At 59.6% G+C, this 17,291-nt stretch carries 16 protein-coding genes and 1 other RNA gene; 5 read left to right on the forward strand and 12 right to left on the reverse strand.

Annotated features, from left to right (window positions below):
- Nucleotide 1: 1 nt before the first annotated feature.
- The 6 genes from ACZ5RI_RS14400 to ACZ5RI_RS14425 are packed head-to-tail and all read right to left on the reverse strand — an operon-like array spanning nt 2 to nt 6,310.
- Nucleotides 2-1,360: a UDP-N-acetylmuramoyl-tripeptide--D-alanyl-D-alanine ligase gene (locus ACZ5RI_RS14400; protein WP_464513895.1), complete on the reverse strand. Its 1,359-nt coding sequence runs from the start codon at nt 1,358-1,360 to the stop codon at nt 2-4.
- A complete protein-coding gene (locus tag ACZ5RI_RS14405) occupies nt 1,357-2,805 on the reverse strand; it encodes a UDP-N-acetylmuramoyl-L-alanyl-D-glutamate--2,6-diaminopimelate ligase (RefSeq protein WP_464513896.1) in 1,449 nt (482 codons plus the stop codon). The genes ACZ5RI_RS14400 and ACZ5RI_RS14405 overlap by 4 nt, the downstream gene beginning before the upstream one ends.
- Entirely contained in the window at nt 2,795-4,483 is a 1,689-nt protein-coding gene (locus tag ACZ5RI_RS14410) for a peptidoglycan D,D-transpeptidase FtsI family protein (protein ID WP_464513897.1), read from the reverse strand. The genes ACZ5RI_RS14405 and ACZ5RI_RS14410 overlap by 11 nt, the downstream gene beginning before the upstream one ends.
- Nucleotides 4,483-4,857, reverse strand: coding sequence for a hypothetical protein (locus ACZ5RI_RS14415; protein ID WP_464513898.1), 375 nt, complete (start codon nt 4,855-4,857; stop codon nt 4,483-4,485). Before ACZ5RI_RS14415 ends, ACZ5RI_RS14410 begins: the two co-directional genes overlap by 1 nt.
- Before the next feature lie 14 nt (nt 4,858-4,871).
- The gene (gene rsmH, locus ACZ5RI_RS14420) at nt 4,872-5,792 is read right to left on the reverse strand and encodes a 16S rRNA (cytosine(1402)-N(4))-methyltransferase RsmH (protein ID WP_464513899.1); all 921 of its coding nucleotides are present in this window, start codon (nt 5,790-5,792) and stop codon (nt 4,872-4,874) included.
- On the reverse strand, nt 5,789-6,310 hold the full coding sequence (locus tag ACZ5RI_RS14425; protein WP_464513900.1) for a division/cell wall cluster transcriptional repressor MraZ: 522 nt from the start codon (nt 6,308-6,310) through the stop codon (nt 5,789-5,791). Before ACZ5RI_RS14425 ends, rsmH begins: the two co-directional genes overlap by 4 nt.
- Nucleotides 6,311-6,718: 408 nt before the next feature.
- On the opposite strand from ACZ5RI_RS14425, the gene ACZ5RI_RS14430 reads away from it, so the two are divergent.
- Entirely contained in the window at nt 6,719-7,132 is a 414-nt protein-coding gene (locus ACZ5RI_RS14430; RefSeq protein WP_464515612.1) for an SAM-dependent methyltransferase, read from the forward strand.
- Here the strand turns inward: ACZ5RI_RS14430 and ACZ5RI_RS14435 are convergent.
- Entirely contained in the window at nt 7,123-8,151 is a 1,029-nt protein-coding gene (locus tag ACZ5RI_RS14435) for a hypothetical protein (protein ID WP_464513901.1), read from the reverse strand. The two genes, ACZ5RI_RS14430 and ACZ5RI_RS14435, sit on opposite strands and share 10 nt — an antisense overlap.
- 81 nt (nt 8,152-8,232) lie before the next feature.
- On the opposite strand from ACZ5RI_RS14435, the gene ACZ5RI_RS14440 reads away from it, so the two are divergent.
- Nucleotides 8,233-8,697, forward strand: coding sequence for a MarR family winged helix-turn-helix transcriptional regulator (locus ACZ5RI_RS14440; RefSeq protein WP_464513902.1), 465 nt, complete (start codon nt 8,233-8,235; stop codon nt 8,695-8,697).
- Between the two features lie 76 nt (nt 8,698-8,773).
- Here ACZ5RI_RS14440 and rnpB read toward each other — a convergent pair.
- From rnpB to ACZ5RI_RS14455, 3 genes are all read right to left on the reverse strand, one after another.
- Nucleotides 8,774-9,155: RNase P RNA component class A (gene rnpB, locus ACZ5RI_RS14445), an RNA gene on the reverse strand.
- A gap of 50 nt (nt 9,156-9,205) precedes the next feature.
- The gene (locus ACZ5RI_RS14450; protein WP_464513903.1) at nt 9,206-10,096 is read right to left on the reverse strand and encodes a hypothetical protein; all 891 of its coding nucleotides are present in this window, start codon (nt 10,094-10,096) and stop codon (nt 9,206-9,208) included.
- Between the two features lie 87 nt (nt 10,097-10,183).
- Nucleotides 10,184-10,876 carry an N-acetylmuramoyl-L-alanine amidase gene (locus tag ACZ5RI_RS14455; RefSeq protein ID WP_464513904.1) on the reverse strand — a complete coding sequence of 231 codons (693 nt, stop codon included), beginning with the start codon at nt 10,874-10,876 and terminating at the stop codon, nt 10,184-10,186.
- Nucleotides 10,877-11,016: 140 nt separating this feature from the next.
- On the opposite strand from ACZ5RI_RS14455, the gene ACZ5RI_RS14460 reads away from it, so the two are divergent.
- Both ACZ5RI_RS14460 and ACZ5RI_RS14465 read left to right on the forward strand, forming a co-directional pair.
- The gene (locus ACZ5RI_RS14460) at nt 11,017-11,313 is read left to right on the forward strand and encodes a hypothetical protein (protein WP_464513905.1); all 297 of its coding nucleotides are present in this window, start codon (nt 11,017-11,019) and stop codon (nt 11,311-11,313) included.
- 55 nt (nt 11,314-11,368) lie between these two features.
- Complete coding sequence (locus ACZ5RI_RS14465; protein ID WP_464513906.1) at nt 11,369-12,685, forward strand: chloride channel protein; 1,317 nt, start codon at nt 11,369-11,371, stop codon at nt 12,683-12,685.
- A 50-nt stretch (nt 12,686-12,735) separates the two neighbouring features.
- Here ACZ5RI_RS14465 and ACZ5RI_RS14470 read toward each other — a convergent pair whose 3' ends face one another.
- Both ACZ5RI_RS14470 and ACZ5RI_RS14475 read right to left on the reverse strand, forming a co-directional pair.
- Nucleotides 12,736-13,734 (reverse strand): anion permease, encoded by a 999-nt coding sequence (locus ACZ5RI_RS14470; RefSeq protein ID WP_464513907.1) that lies wholly within the window; start codon nt 13,732-13,734, stop codon nt 12,736-12,738.
- Between the two features lie 15 nt (nt 13,735-13,749).
- Nucleotides 13,750-14,394, reverse strand: coding sequence for a DUF47 domain-containing protein (locus ACZ5RI_RS14475; RefSeq protein ID WP_464513908.1), 645 nt, complete (start codon nt 14,392-14,394; stop codon nt 13,750-13,752).
- A gap of 218 nt (nt 14,395-14,612) precedes the next feature.
- On the opposite strand from ACZ5RI_RS14475, the gene ACZ5RI_RS14480 reads away from it, so the two are divergent.
- On the forward strand, nt 14,613-17,252 hold the full coding sequence (locus ACZ5RI_RS14480) for a glycoside hydrolase family 88 protein (RefSeq protein WP_464513909.1): 2,640 nt from the start codon (nt 14,613-14,615) through the stop codon (nt 17,250-17,252).
- Nucleotides 17,253-17,291 lie beyond the last annotated feature (39 nt).

Here is a 17,291-nt window from a genome sequence, read left to right on the forward strand (position 1 = left end):
CTCACACACCTTTAAGCGCGTCGATCACGACCGCCATGCGGCTGCCATTCGAACCTTTGACCAGAACTGTATCGCCGGGCGTCACCGCCTGAGCGACCAGCGGAGCCAACGCGGCAGAATCTGCCGCAAAAGCCCCACGCATAGAAACCGGGAGCTTTTCCCACAGGGCATGCATATTGGGCCCGCACAGGAAAACCGCATCCGCCTTGGACGCCACCACCGCGTCAATCAGACCGGCATGCAGGGCCGGGGCCATCTCGCCCATTTCCAGCATGTCGCCCAGCACGGCAATCTTGCGCCCCACTGCCGCCGCCAGCAGCGACAACGCCGCCGCCATCGACGCCGGATTGGCGTTGTAACTTTCGTCAATCACCGAAACACCGCCCAGATCAAGCCGTGCCCCGCGCCCTTTAAGCGCTGCAAACCCGGCCAGCGCCGCCGCCGCCGCTGCAACATCGCCATCCAGCGCCGCCACCGCCAACAGGGCCGAAACCGCCCCCATGGCATTGTGCTTCCCCGGCGCGCCCAGACGGAAGGAAATTCTGCGGCCGAGAATATCGGCCTCAACCACCGCGCCACCGGCATCTTCGCTGTAGGAGACCAGCCGCCCTTCACCGCTGGTACCAAAGCTTAAGATGTTGGTCACGCCCGCCTGACGGGCCCGCGCCGCCAAACGGCCGAACAGTTCACTGTCGGCGGGCAACAAGGCCGGACCGCCAGGGACCAAACTTTCAAAGATTTCCGACTTGGCATCGGCAATTGCCTTACAGCTACCGAAAAATTCGATATGCGCTGGGGCAATCGTGGTGATCAGCGCCAGGTGCGGGCGCACAAAAGAATTGAGATTACGGATTTCACCGTAATGGTTCATGCCCACTTCGATCAGACCGTAATCGCTTTTGGGCGGCATCTGCGCCAGCGTCAGTGGCACACCCCAGTGATTGTTCAACGAACCACCCGAGGCATGAACCGACCCGATGGCGCCGAAAGCCAACCGCATCAGTTCTTTGGTGGTGGTTTTGCCGACGCTGCCGGTAATAGCCAGCACTTTGCCGCCAAAGCGGGCCCGCGCCGCCACGCCAAGATCTTCCAGTGCACGCTGGGTATTTTCCACCACCAGAAGCGGCGCATCAGCCGGCAGCCCGGCTAAGCGGCGCGAGACCAGCGCCGCACCGGCACCATGCACCAGTGCATCGGCAACGAAGTCGTGACCGTCGAGCCGGTCGCCCTTGATGGCGACATAGAGATCGCCGGCAGCAAGTTGCCGCGAATGCAGCGACACCCCACCAACGCAAAAATTGCTGCTGGCTTTACCCAATGTCGCGGCTTCTAATTCCGCCGTGGTCCATAATGGACTCATGCATGCCCCCCGGTTGCAAGCGCGGCAGCCAAGGCTTCCTCGCGGTCAGAGAATGGGTGGACCACCCCTTTGATGATCTGTCCGGCTTCATGGCCCTTACCAGCGATGACCAGAACATCGCCCTCGTCCAGCGCGGCCACAGCGCTGCGAATGGCTTCGGCGCGATCGCCGATTTCGGTGGCACCGGGGCATCCGGCCAAAGCGTCCTGACGGATAGCGGCAGCGTTTTCACTACGCGGATTATCGTCGGTAACGATGACTTTGTCCGCAAAGGTGATCGCGGCTTTGCCCATCAGCGGGCGCTTGCCCTTGTCACGATCACCACCGCAGCCGAACACCACCACCAGCTTTGCATGCGTATGTGGGCGCAGCGCTTTCAGCACCACTTCCAACGCATCCGGGGTATGGGCATAATCGACATAGATTGGCGCACCGGCCCGCGACACCGCCATTTTTTCAAGCCGACCGGGCGCACCCTTGACGCTTTCCAACGCGGCAAACACCGCTGCGGGTTCGTCACCCAGCCCGATGGCAAGGCCTGCGGCCACCAGTGCATTGGAAGCCTGAAAGCCACCCGCCAGTGGCAGATTCACTTTATAATTCTGACCATCAAAACGCAGCGCAAGCACCTGACCGTCGCCATACGGCGTGCGCCCGATAAGTTGCAGCGTGCTTTGCGTTTCGCCAACCGTCAGCAGCTGAAGTTTGCGCGCCTGCGCTGCCGCGATAAAACTGTCGGCATAATCGGCATCGGCGTTGATCACCGCCACGCCACCATCAACAACCAGCTCGCTGAACAGACGGCACTTGGCATCGCGATAGGCTTCAAAGCTGGAATGATAATCCAGATGGTCGCGCGTCAGGTTGGTAAAGCCCGCCGCCAGTATCTTCACGCCATCAAGGCGCGCCTGATCCAGACCATGGCTGGACGCTTCCATCGCCAGATGGCTGACACCTTCGCCCGCCAGTCGCGCCAAGAGCTGATGTAGCTCGACCGGGCCCGGCGTGGTGTTCGACAGTTTGATTTCCCCCGCCGACGACAAAGCCCCGATGGTGCCCAGACTGGCGGCAGATTTACCCAGCACGGTCCAGATGTGACGCAGGAACACCGTTACCGAGGTTTTGCCATTGGTGCCGGTGACCGCCGCAACAGTGGCTGGCCCGGCGCCATAAAAGGCCGCCGCCAGATGGGCCAGGGCCAACCGCGGATTTTCAGCCGGATAAAAGACCATGCCATATTCGCGGGCGATATCACCGATTTCCGGCGCACCCAGCACGGCGATAGCCCCGCGCGATGCGGCATCGGCAATAAACACCGCCCCATTGGCTTTGGCACCGGGGATGGCGGCGAACAGATAACCGGGATGCACGTCACGGCTGTCACTGGCGATGCCGGTGAAGCTGTGCTGGGCGACCAACGCCGACATGTCCACATCAATACGCATCACTACTCCTACTACTGGCAGCGGTCGCAGTGGGAAGCTTCATCGGCACACCCAGAAACGGCGCGATACGGGCGATAATCCGCCCGGCGAGCGGGGCAGCCGTATTACCGGCCAGCGCACGTGGGGCGGCCTTGGTGCCATGGGGCTCGTCGACCAGAACAAAAACGACATAGCGCGGATTAGAAACCGGAAAGACACCAACAAACGAAGTTCGCAGCAGACCGGCGCGATAATGCCCGCTGGCATCAAGCTTTTCTGCCGAGCCGGTTTTACCACCGACGTCATAACCTTCGACATTGGCCTTGCGCCCGGAACCGTTGGTAACGACATAGCGCAGCAGCCCACGCATAGTAACGCTGGTTTCCGGCGAGAGGATCTGTTCGCCGCGGGCATCCTGCGGATGCTTAAGGAACGTTGGCGTCACCTTCCGCCCGCCATTGACCACCGCCGCCGCGGCTGCCGCATACGCCAGCGGGCTTACAGATATGCCATGACCGAAACCGATTGTGGCGGTTTCGGTCGGTCCCCAATTGCGTGGGTATTGCGGTCTGGCGGATTCGGGCAACTCGGTTCGTAGTGGAGTGAGCAGCCCGAATTTTTCAAGGAAGGCTTTTTGTCTGACCCCGCCGGATCGTAGGGCAATCTGTGACGCACCAATGTTCGACGATAACGCCAGCACATCGCGTGCCGCCAGGGTGGGCGGCATTCTTTCGGCTTCATGAATAACATGACCGCTGACGCTGAAATTACGGTCGATTGGAAACACTTCGTCGAGCTGGAAGGTATGATCTTCTATGCCAAGAGCGAAGGAAAGCACTTTGAACACCGAACCCAGTTCATAGGTGTCCTGCACCATAATGTTGCGCGCGGCATTGCCATCCATATCGCGCCGGTCATTGGGATCAAAATCCGGCAGCGACACCATACCAAGCACTTCACCGGTATCGACATTCATCACCAGTGCCCCGGCGGACTTGGCAGAAAACTCTTGCTTGGTGGCTTCGGCTTCGTGGGCCAGCACAAACTGCACCCGCATATCGAGCGAGGTTTCAATCCGTGTTCCCGGCATGGCGTTGACCAGACGCGGCTCCAGCCCACGCTCCAGTCCGGACAAGCCTTTACCATCGCTGTTGGTCACGCCAAGGACCTGCGCACTCATCCGACCATCGGGATAATTGCGCTTGCCCGCCGCAATGAATTCAATCCCGGGTAATTTTTTACGCTCGATCTGGCTGCGCACATCGGCGGGCATCTGCCGGGCGATCAGCACGTAATTCGTCCGCTTGGCCAGCATGTGGGCCAGCTTACCCTCTTCCATACCGGTGACGGCCGACAAATCCTTGACCACGCGCGTGGCATTCTCGTTGCGCTCGGCAGTGGCGGCAGTCTGCTGCGCTGCGGTGGAATGTTCCGTCACACGATGCTTGACCGTGAAATTGGCTGGATTGGCATAAAGATCATAAACCCGCACATCACGGGCCAGCAATTCGCCATTACGGTCGACCAGATCGGCGCGCGCCAGCATGCCGCTATTGCTACGGGCTGGCTCGGTCGGCGCCGCAAACAGCGTCACTTCGGCCAGGCGCAGACCGATCACCATATAGGCCGCGATGCAGATGAAGGCACCGATGCAGATCCGCCGTTGCAATAGAGTTGGCTTGGCGTCCATGGCGGCCATCAGTTCTCCTGATGAGCCGCGATTGTCACCACCCCCGGCGTGCCCGGCTGAGTGACGATTTCACCATCGTGGATTTCGGCCCCACCCACATCACGACGCGGCAGCATCTGTAGCGAGGATAACTGCACCGTGGCCGTATCGTTCATCCCGAGGAAGTTTTGCGCCAACGCCTGAATACGATCCGGGCTCGACAACGCCATGTACTGGGTCTGGGCATCTTCGAAGCGAACATTCTCGGCGGCGATCTGCTTTTCAGTCGCTTTGAGATGCGCGGTGGCCACACGAGTCTGTTCGACCACGCTATAGTTGGCCCACACCATCGCACCGGCCAGAGCCGCGAAGGAAATATTGATCAGGAAAGGACGAGACAGCATGACACGACCTTTCTTCACGCAACGAGCTTTTCCGCAGCCCGCATTTTTGCGGAACGGGCGCGCGGATTGGCTGCGGTTTCAACAGTACCGGGCAGAACGGCATTACGATGCAACAGCGTAAAGCGGGCGGGTACCGCGTGCTGCTCGGGGACATGGCGCGAGCCACGCGGCGCCGTATCACTCTGCCCACGGAGGAATTGCTTAACGATGCGGTCTTCCAGCGAATGGAACGACACCACCGCCAGTCGGCCACAGGGGCCGAGCGCCGTTTCGGCCGCCTTCAGCGCACCGGACAATTCGTCAAGCTCGCCATTCACATAGATGCGCAAGGCCTGAAAGGTACGCGTCGCCGGATGGATCGCCTGCGCCTTAGCCTTTGGCCCCAGCACATTGGCAACCAGTTCAGCCAGCTCCAGTGTGCGGGTGATCGGACGCGCTTTGACAATGGCGCGCGCAATGGCACGGGCACGATGTTCTTCACCGTAGCGGGCAATAATCGTCGCCAGCATCTTTTCGTCGAGGGTGTTGACGACGTCGGCGGCAGTATCCCCCGCCGCGCTCATGCGCATATCGAGCGGACCGTCGGCACGGAAGGAAAAGCCCCGTTCCGGCTCATCGAACTGGAACGACGAAACACCAAGATCCAGCACCACCCCAGAGGCCTTGTCGAAACCGGCTTCAGCGACATGGACATCCAGATTGGAAAATGTGCCATGCACCAAGATCAACCGACCAGGGTACTGTTCGGCCAGCGCCGCACCGCGGGCAATCGCCGCCGGATCGCGATCAATGCCCAGCACCGTGCAATTGCAGCTTTCCAGAATTGCCCGGGTATAACCACCACCACCAAAGGTGCCATCAACATAGAGACCGCCATCATGGGGGGCTAACGCCTCCAGCACCTCGGCCAGCATCACAGGGACATGACCACTCATAGCGCACCCTCCGGCTTCGGCGGGCTCGCAGCGGCTGCGGCCATGGCCGCATATTTGGCCTGCGCTGCGGCCTGCTGCGCCAGCATGCGGGCGCGGATGCGGGCGGTACGCTCGGCATCAAAGGCGGCGAACTGCTCAGGTGTGCAGATTTTGAACGTCTTGCCACCACCAACAAACATCACCTTGTCCTGCAGACCGGCATTGGCGATCAGCTCGTCTGGCAGACGGACGCGGCCATTGGCGTCGAAAATCAGCGACGACGTATGCGCATTAAAATATTCGAGATCATCGTTCATATCCGCATCAAACAGCGGATTGACGGCGGCATATCTGGCCTGGGTCTCGTCATAGAATTCCTGCCCGAAACATTCGATGACTGGCTCGATCACCGGCTTGCAGACATAGATTCCGTGCGTACCCTGCAGCTCTAACGCCTGACGAAAAACCGAGGGTATGCAGACCCGACCTTTGCCGTCGAGCGTACCCGGTATCGTCGATGTGAACTGCTTACCCCCCATGGGAATAACCGCCGCTCCAAAACCAGCCCCCCAAAATGGGCTGGCGGCGCACGATTGCGTCAACCCACGCCCGGATATGGGATGGCATGGGTTTACATGGGATAGGCCAAAAAGTCAATTTGCGAGATTCTGAAAAAGCTAAGCAAATTAAAGACTTGTTTGCTTCATCGCGAATCCGTACAAAACAGCGTAAACGTATCTGTAACACGCGACCACAAGCCTTAGCGGGCAGCACACAAGAGCTTGCGGCGCACACACGAACAAAAAGAGAACCCACAACTCCCGTGCAGGCTGATTAAACAGTTTTTAACGTTTTTGGGTAATTTTCCTAAAACTCGCTATGAGGGGAAAATAGTGCCCGAATCGCAACTGTTGCGTCCAATTGGCCGGGTGAATAGCCCACGCCAAATGCCACTGGACGACGATTGGGGGGCAGTATCGGCCAGCATCGCATTGGACACGGGGCAATTTAGCCCCGACGCCCTGGCGGGGTTAAGCGATTTCTCCCACATCGAAGTACTTTTTACCTTCCACCGAGTCGCGCCGGACACACGTATTACCGATGCCCGCCACCCGCGCGGGAGAACCGACTGGCCATTGGTCGGCATCTTCGCGCAACGGGCGAAAGACCGCCCCAACCACCTTGGTGCCAGCATTTGCGAACTGATCCGGGTTGAGGGGCTGACGCTGCATGTGCGCGGCCTGGATGCCATCGACGGCACCCCCGTGCTCGACATCAAACCCGTGATGCGCGAGTTTCTACCCCGCACGCCCGTGCACCAGCCCGGCTGGGCCAGCGAATTGATGAAGGGCTATTGGTAAGGCGCCCGCTGTTTCCGGATCACCCACACCAGCAGGGCCAGCATTACCGCCACCAGCAGGGCGTGCGGAAAAACCAGACTGCCTGGGTGAAGTACCGGCCCGGTGAAAAAGCCAAGCCAGCAATAGGTCAGCAAAGCGCCACCCACAGTTGTCGCACGATGCAGCCCCGACCAATGCCGGCTGCGCGCCGCGCAAAATCCCGCGAACAGCATAACAAGTAAAAGCCCCACCTGCGCACCAGACACGACAGGCCAGCTAAGTTTCAATACGTCGCGCCCCTGTCCATACACCAGCACAAAGGCCGAACTCAGAACGAAACTGCACCCGCCCACCAGCCACGGGCTGATGGCAAAACGATGGCGGGGTGGCGTAAGACGCGGCAGGAAAAACGCCACCACACCACACAAAACCGCCCCCGCCGCACACACCCCCATCTCGGACGGACGCGCCATAAAATGCAGCCATTTCGAGCAGACAAGAAAAACCGTCACCGCCCCCAGCGCATAAAGGCTAGCCATCACGATCACGCCTTTACGGCTCAGCCACGTACCTTGCGGATGCGGGCAAAGCGCCTCGACCAGCGCGATGGGAACCATAATGCTCCAGATCGCGTGGATACCCAGAACATACACCGTGAACGGCAAAGCCAGATCCAGCGCCGGAATGTAGCCGAAATCCAGAAGATGCAGCCCGAGATACCCCGGATTAAACAGGGTCTGATCCAGAATTCCTTCCTCGATCAGACCATAACCAACGGCGAGCAAAAGGATCGTCGCATACCCACGCCCGCTGTGCCGGGCAAGCTCACGGATCAGCACAGCACCCGTGCCATACAGCAGCATCATCAGGGGCAGAAGCACCACCTGAGCCATTGACAGACTGCCACACAGATACTCGGCCACCAGCGGGGCCAGAAACAACAACAGCCACACCGCCGCCACCGGCCTCAGTCTGCCCCGCCACAAGATTTTAGCGCCAATGCGTTCACAGATCTGCGCCACCCAAACGGTACCTGCCATTAACGCCTCCTCATTTTCACTGGACCATACCCCCGAACCAGTATATTGTCTATTATTAGACTATCTATTTTGGGAACATTTATGACGACGGTTTCTACACCCCATACCGCAAGCCCAAGCCGGGAATCCCCCTCGCTCACCAGCACCGGCTACCTGCTTCATCTGGCGATCAGCCGCTTAAGCGAAGGCATTGTGGTTGCCATTGCGGGCAGCGGCCTTCATGTCGGCCAGCTGGCAATACTGGGCGCACTGACCGATGCCGGTGCGATGAGCCAGCGCAAACTGGCGGAAATGACCAAGATCGAAAAATCGTCGCTGGTATTGTTTCTGGATGCGCTGGAGGGCGAAGGCTGGGTACAGCGCAGGACCAACCCGCAGGACCGCCGGTCGCACAATGTCCATCTGACACCCAAGGGTGCCGCCAAGTTCCGCACACTGGGCCCTAAATTAAAAACAGCGCAGGATAGCTTTTTAGCGCCGCTGACACCCGATGAACAAACGCACCTGACCGATATGCTGCAGCGTCTGGCAGCGGGCACCAAATAACGCCCGACATACGCCAGCAGGCATCCACCCGCGCCCCGCGCAGCCGTCGCGGCAATGCCGCGAGCGGTAAAAAATAATCGTCAGACGGTCTGTAAGCCGGGTTCTGTACCTCGTCCTATAAAGGACGGGGCGATGACCATTCCTCTAGGACGTTTGTTACCAAACGCCTCAAGCAACCTACCCGGACGACACCCCGGAAAAGGGCATATGCCGTCCCTATTTGGTCTTGCTCCCGGTGGGGTTTGCCTTGCCGTTCCCGTTACCGGGTCCGCGGTGCGCTCTTACCGCACCATTTCACCCTTACCATCGCGCCCCGGGGGGCGTGATTTCGGCGGTTCGTTTCTGTGGCGCTATCCCTGGGGTCACCCCCGGCGGACGTTATCCGTCACCGTCTTTCCGTGGAGCCCGGACTTTCCTCTCACCACCTTAAGGCGGCAAGCGGCCATCCGACCGTCTGACAGGGTCAAGTATGCCCGCCGCCGCTCAAGGCTGCAAGTCTTATAGCAAATTATGCCGATTTCCTCCGTCCACGGAGCGCTGCCACGACCTTGGGCGGGCGACCACGACGCGCCGCGACCGGCTTAACCGCCGACACAACCACAACCTTACCGGCAGCAGTTTTTTTGGCTCCAGCTTTTCGGGCTACGGTATGACGGCCCAGTGCTTTTTTGGTGACGGCTTTGCGCGCAGCAGCCTTGCCCGCAGCCCGCTTGGCACCAGCAAGAACCGCTGCCGGTCGTGCCGCCGCCTTGCGCCCGCCCCGCCGCGTGGTGGCGCGTTTGGCCTTGACCTTAGCCGCAGCCCCTTTGGGCTTGCCACGCAGCTTAGCAATTTCCGTAGCCGCCCATGCCTCGAAATCCTCGAGATAAAGGTCCATCGGCGTCCAGATCGGGAAGGTAATCTCGTGAATGCCAAGATACTGGGCGCGGTGATGCACATCGCACAACACCCACAGATTATGCTCGGAATGATCGACCCATGCGGCGATCTTTTTCTGGTCAAACGGCTTTTCGTAATGCCAGACCGGATCACTGGGGTGGCGATGGGCCAGAAATGGCCGCAACCGTGTATTGAATTTCTTCACGTCAACCGCGTTGGCCAGCGCCCATTCGATAACATGGTGATGGGTTTCCATCTGCTTGGCCCCCCAGCGATTAGCCCGGGGATTTTTTAAAGTAGAGCGACGCACGCCACAGACCAGACACGGCAGATCGAGATCTTTGGTCATATGCTTATGAACCGCAGCATATTCGGGCGTTTCATTACGCTTGTTGTGCGCCGGGTAGAATTGCAGCTCGTTGATGGTGTGGTTCTGGACGTGCTGCTTGACGGTCTTGAACTGAGAGAGATGTTCGTTGATGCGCCGGATGTCGCCCCGGTTAGCCGTTGACCTTGCCATTATTGCTCCCGCAAGATTGCTTCACAGCAACCTTAACGCGAACAAAGACGCAAAACCATAATTTAGTTGCAGTCTTTAAACGCCCCGCTATGAACCGCTTGCGCGCAGCAATCCCGCCAGCCGCCGCCCACATTCGACATCCCACCAGCCATCAATACGACTGGGGCGAAAACGGCGCTGAAACGCCCGGATCACCGCATCGCGCGGCACATCACAATCCGGTGGCAGGCCATAACCGTAGCGGGCCAGATCCTCTACCGGCAGCGGCGCCAGACTTTCACTATCCGCAGGCCACAGGCCGATCCCTGCGGCAGCCAGACGGTCCCAGGGGAATAATTCGCCCGGATCATTTTTGCGCGCCGGTGCAACATCGGAATGACCGACCACACCGCGTGGCCCAATAGGATGGCGGCGCAAAATTTCGCCGCCAAGCTCGGTCAGGCTTTCCAGCTGATCATCCGTATACGGGACATAACCGAATTCATGACCAGGATTGACCAGTTCGACACCGATGGAACGGGCATTGACGCCCGACTTACCAGCCCAGAACGACACCCCGGCATGCCAGGCGCGCTTTTCTTCCGGCACCAGGGCGTAAACACAGCCCTTGCGGTCAATGACATAATGGGCGGAAACCTCGGCGGCAGGATCACACAGCCGGGCAATGGCTTCATCAGCCGTCGGCATCCCGGTGTAGTGCAGCACAAGCGTATCGATCACGGTGCCGGCAGGGCGATCATCGCAATTGGGCGAACGGCTCATGACGAGGCGGTAGACCATGGGCAAAACTTATCTATCCGCCGCACACCCCACGTCAACCAGCGCGGCATCAACCGGGGCGGCAGCAGCAATCTGGAAATCGGCAGAAAAAACGCCTGCGGTTTCCCACAGGCGTCATCTCAGGGACCAAAGGCCAATTAATGGCTGCAGCCGCAGCCGCCGTGACCGTGGCCACCGCAGCAACCGTCTTCTTCGTCTTCCTCGACAACCTGAACCGGCGCGGCATGATGATGACCGTGGCCGCCACAGCAGCCACCCGCCATCTCCTCAACCTCAGCCTGGTGGGCATGACGGTGACCATGGCCACCACAGCAACCAGTATCCTCGGCCGCCTCGACCTGGATTTGCTTGGCCTCGGGCTTGGCGCCAAAACCGAAGAGCTTCAACATCGCACGCATCCTTTCAAAGGGCAAAACCTGCTAGTCATTATCATTTAAATTGGGCACAGATCAAGTATCTCTTACTTGCCACGTAGGGAATAGGGTTTTACAGATGACGATCATGCACTGCAACCCACACATTTTCCACCCTAAACATGTAAAAGCGCTATCCCTGATCTGGCAAAGGCGGCTGATTTTCGGCATCGGAGGCCTTGCGGTGGGGCTAGCGGCGGTAGCGCTGGCCATAGGATCAGATGCGGCACAGGCTGCATTTCGCCATATTACCGCACGCTGGCGCTATAGCGGGCTTCTGATCACCCCACTGGGTTTTGGACTGACGGTCTGGCTGACCAGCCGCTATTTTCCCGGCACGCAGGGCTCAGGCATCCCTCAGGCCATCGCCGCCCGCGCCCTAAAGGCCCCGCAGGCGCGTGGCAAACTGGTTGGCCTCAGCACCGCGGTGGGAAAAGTGGTGATGACGCTAGCAGGTTTGCTGTTTGGGGCATCTGCCGGGCGCGAAGGCCCCACCGTGCAGGTTGGGGCATCGATCATGTTCCTGACCGGAAAATTATCGCCCCGCAGGCAGGCGGGGCTGATCCTCGCCGGGGCTGCTGCGGGCGTGGCTGGTGCCTTTAACACGCCGCTGGCAGGCATTGTTTTTGCCATCGAGGAGATGAGCCAGTCCTTCGAAATGAAAACCAGCAATCTGATACTCGGCACGGTCATTCTGGCCGGTTTCACATCGCTGGTGCTGATGGGCAACTACACATATTTCGGCATCAGCCATGATGTCCTGCATTTTGGCATCGGCTGGCTAATGGTGCCGCTGTGCGGCGTGACAGGCGGTCTGCTGGGGGCTGTGTTCGCCAAACTGATGCTGATCGTCCCTACGCAATTGCCGGGCAGGATTGGGGCGCGGATCCGCCGCCACATCGTCCTGTTTGCCGTCGTGTGCGGGCTGATCGTTGCGTTGTGCGGGCTTTATACAGGCTATGCGACCAGTGGCACCGGCTATGACTATGCCAGAGGGACTTTAAACGGCCAGCACCCGATGGCGTTTCTCTATACGCCGCTCAAATTCCTTGCGACCATCGCGACCACCATCAGTGGCCTGCCGGGTGGCATTTTCTCCCCCTCACTCTCGATCGGGGCAGGACTGGGGGCGGATATCGCCGAGCTATTCCCCCTCGCCCCATTAAGCACCATCGCACTGCTGGGTATGGTGGCATACTTCACCGGCGTCACACAGGCACCGATCACCGGCTTCGTCATTGTCATGGAAATGACCGACAATTCCGGCATGCTGCTGCCCCTGATGGCAACCGCAATGATCGCAAAATATTCTGCCAGAATGATCTGCCGCGAAGGCGTTTACCACGCACTGGCCAAACGCTTTGTCGCGCGGGCACAAGAAGCTTTGGCGTCTTAGGATCAAGGCTTCCGGGGCCGCAGCCCCGGAACGCACCGGATAAAGAGAAATCAGATAAACAAGCCGTACAGCGCATAAGCAACCGCGCCAATCAGCGCCGCCGCCGGCATGGTGATGAACCAAGCCATCACGATGTCCTTGGCCACATTCCAGTGCACGGCCGATTCGCGCTTGGCCGCACCAACACCGACAATAGCACCGGTGATGGTATGGGTGGTCGAGACCGGCACGCCCATATAGGTGGCCAGAAACAATGTCATCGAGCCTGCGGTTTCGGCGCAGACACCCTGGAACGGCGACAGCTTGGTGATACGCGAGCCCATAGTGTGCACGATACGCCAGCCACCGAACAACGTGCCCAGTGCCATCGCGCTCTGGCAGCTGAGCACCACCCACAGTGGCACATGGAAGCTGCCGCTTTCGACACCATGAGCCAGCAGCAAGGCGGTAATGATACCCATAGTCTTCTGCGCATCATTACCGCCATGGCCCAGCGAATAGAGCGAGGCTGACAGAAACTGGATATGGCGGAAGATGCCGTCCACCCGGGCGGGCGGCACCCGGCGCTTGAAGATGAACCAGGACACCATCAGTACCAGCAGCAGCGCCAGCACCATGCCAAGACCCGGCGACAGGAAGATCGCAGCGATGGTTTTGCCCAGCCCCGACCATTCGATCACACCGAACCCGGCTTTACAGACACCGGCCCCGACCAGACCGCCGATCAGCGCATGCGAGCTTGAGGACGGAATCCCGGCAATCCAGGTAATGACGTTCCAGGCAATGGCACCGATCAGCGCGCCAAACACCACCTGATCGGTGATGATACTCGGCGTGACAATACCGGTGCCAATGGTGTGGGCAACATGCATGCCGAACACCAGAAAGGCGATGAAATTGAAGAACGCGGCCCAGAACACGGCATAGCGCGGTGCCAGCACCCGGGTCGACACGATGGTCGCAATCGAGTTGGCAGCATCATGCAGGCCGTTGAGAAAATCGAAGACCAGCGCGGTAAGGATCAGTAGGATCAGAAGCGGTGTAATCACCGGTGTGGCCTCACCTTACGCCTGCTCAATGGCTATGCTGCTGATGTAGTTGGCCACATCTTCAAAGCGGTCCATGACCTTTTCGAGGTGATCGTACACCTCGATCCCGACGATGAACTCCATCGCGTTGCCGTGACGGTGGCGAAGATACAGCGCCTTCATGCCGCGGTCATAGAGATCGTCGGCCTTTTCTTCGAGCTTGATCAGGCTTTCGGTGACGACGTTGAGCTTGACCGACTGATCGCGCAGCGCGTCGAGCAGCCCGACCGCTTCGACCGTCTTGTTGGCGGCCTCAACGATAACGGCGCCCATTTCGGCCATTTCCGGCTCGAAGCTTTCCACTTCATAAAGCTGGATCGCCTTGATGGTCTTTTTCATCTGGTCGATAGAATCGTCCAGCGCGGTGATCAGCAGCTTGATGTCGCTGCGATCAAACGGGGTGATGAACGAGCGGCGCGTCAGTGTCAGCACATCACGGGTGATGACATCGGCCTTATTCTCGAACTCCACCACCCGGCGGCAGCCTTCTTTCAGCTCGACCTTGCCGCTGAGCAGCAGGCTGAAGGCTTCCGCGCCCTCGACAATGGTCTGGGCGTGCCGATTGAACAGCTCAAAGAAACGATTTTCCTGAGGCATTAAGATTTGAAACCAACCGAGCATCCGTCCACCTCGTTTACGTAACTGCTTCTCGAATCTGTCTTAGGCGTGGGCTTGTCCTGCCAGAACTGCCCCCGCAAGGTCTACAAAAAATTTTAAAGTTGCAAAACTCCCGGTAGAAAAAGTATCGCAGGGCAAAAAATACATTTGTCTTAAGGGACCGATAAGGCCCAAAAAGAATGTAAAAACAAAGCTGGATAAGCGGGGCGAGGATTTTGGGTATGGTTAATGTAACAACCTATATGCGTGTGGAAATTTGTCCAGCCTTTGAAGTTGCGCGGCGGCCATGGCACCTTCTGATGGTGCCGGTGCTGGCATTACTAACATTTCTGCCGCTGACCGGCGGCGCGGCCTACGGCGCAAGTGCCGGATCGATTCTGGCCCAATCGCAAAAGCTGGCGGACTGGCAGCTTGCCCATCTCGATACCACCTATGTTGCCACCCAGCCTGACGACCAGATGGCGCCGCGCGGCTGGGTTTATGCGGTTTTCTATGCCGGGCTCACCGCGCTGGCCGATGTCTCGCCCGAGCCACGCTTTGCCGATGCCATCACCACAGCGGGGGAGCGTCAGCATTGGGCACTGGAGCGCCGCCCCTTCCATGCCGATGATTACGCCATCGCCCAAAGCTGGATCTGGGCCTATCAGCAACAGCCCGATCCGGCCCGACTTGCTGCCAGCCGGGCCCGTTTTGACGCCATCATCGCCGCCAACCCGCAGGACAGTCTGGCGTATGGCAGCAATCCGCCGCCCTTCGTCGAAAGTGCCTGTCAGCGCCGCTGGTGCTGGGCCGACGCCCTGTTCATGGGCCCGCCCGCCTTTGCCGCACTCTCCGCCGTCACCGGGGACGCCCGATACCTGAACTTTGCCGACCGCGAATTCTGGGCAACCACCGAATTCCTGTTTAACCAGCAGGAAAGCCTGTTTTCCCGCGACAGTCGGTATTTCACCCAACACGGTCCCCATGGCGAGAAGGTGTTCTGGAGCCGCGGCAATGGCTGGGTCTATGCCGCGCTGGCCCGCCTGTTGGAGATCCTGCCGCCGGATTACCCCACCCGCCCACGCTATGTGGCGCTGTTCCGCCAGATGTCGGCTCGCCTGATTGACCTGCAAAAGCCAGATGGCTACTGGCCGGTCTCGCTGATCGGCCCGGCGGCTGGCACCCCACCGGAGACCAGCGGTACGTCCTTTTTCACTTATGGCCTGGCCTATGGCGTGCGCAAAGGGCTGCTGACCGATCCGCGCTATCGTCAGGCGGCGATGCGGGGCTGGGCCGCGCTGGAGCGGGCGATCCAGCCTGATGGCCGCTTAGGCTGGGTGCAGCAGATCGGCGTTGGCCCCGACACGGTCAAGGCCAGTGACACCCAGGCCTTTGGTGTGGGGGCATTTCTGCTCGCCGGGGCCGAGATGTACCGGCTGGGGCTGGAAGACGCCCGCGCCGCCACGGTGCAACTTCAGCCCGTAGGCATGGGCTACGCCTATAACAACATCAACACGGTTTCGATGGCACGCGATGCGCTGATCAGTCACGGCGGCTATCAGTTTGCCTTTTTCTATGGCCCGGTCAGTGGCGATCAGGTCCCCCTGATGGTGGCCCGCCGGGCGATGGCCCCGGCAGCCGGTGTGGACGCGAACAGCCATAAGCGTAAAGGCCGCCACGCAAAACACATGGATACGGGCTGGCACGTGGTGGCGACGCCGTTCACCGTGCCAGATGTCTTTTCCAATTCCGGGGCGCGGGACGATCACAATCTGATTGCTGCCGGGATCGACGCCAAAGGCTTTCTGCATCTGGCCTGGGGCATGCACAACATCCCGCTGAATTATGCTGTCAGCGCCAGACCAGTGCTGGGCCGCCGTTTCGGCGTCAAACAAAAGCTGACACTGCTGCGCCGGACCATGCTGGGCCGTAACGAGGAAGAAGTCACCTATCCGGAGTTTTTTCACGCCCCCGATGGCGCCTTGATGTTCGCCTATCGCGATGGCGGAGCCGGCGGCGGTTCGGGCAACGGCAACGAATATATCAACCGCCTTGATGGCCAAACCGGACGCTGGCAGCGGGTGGCGAACCCGATGGTCGACGGCATTGCCAGCAGTATGAACGCCTATCTCAACAGCTTCGCCTATGATGGCAAAGGCGTGCTGTTCGCCAGCTGGACGTTGCGCGAAACGCCCGACTGGCAAAGCAATCACGATCTGTTTGTGGCTCGCTCGGAAGATGGCGGCAAAAGCTGGATCGCCGCCGATGGCGCAAACCTTGGCCCCACCATCACCCGCCAAAGCGCCATGGCCCATGCCCGGATACTGGCCTTGCCGCAAGGCTCCAGCTTAATCAATCAGACCGCTATGACGGTGGCACGGGATGGCACGCCATTGATTGCCAGCTGGTGGGCCCCGGATGCGGCAAACGACAATCACCGACGCGAATACATGCTGGCCTGGCCACAGGATCACCACTGGCAGATAAGCCCGATCACCACCCGCGGCGATTACGAAGCGCAGGATCTCAGCTCGCAGCATGTCCGCGAACTGGCCCGCCCCATTGTGCTGATGGACAAGGCCGGGCGCGTGCTGGTCATCACCCGCTACAGCGCAGCGGGCAAGCCCATTACCGATGGCAGCAACCGTATCCAGGTTTACTGGTCAACCAACAAACGGCATTGGGCGCATATCGATTTGTGCGATGACAATCCCGGTTCGTGGGAACCGGTCTACGACCAGGCCCTGTGGCAACGTCAAAACACGCTGGACTTGTTCTATCAGCCCGCTGGGCTGGATATGAACAAAAGCCCAATTTCGTCCCCCATCGCAGTGCTGCACTGGGATGAGGCCGCATTTTTTACCAGTATTGCAGTACCGTAATCCAAAAGCCCCCCGTCAAAGCCCGGACGATCTGGCGCC

It is taken from the genome of Micropepsis pineolensis (genome assembly GCF_055392125.1).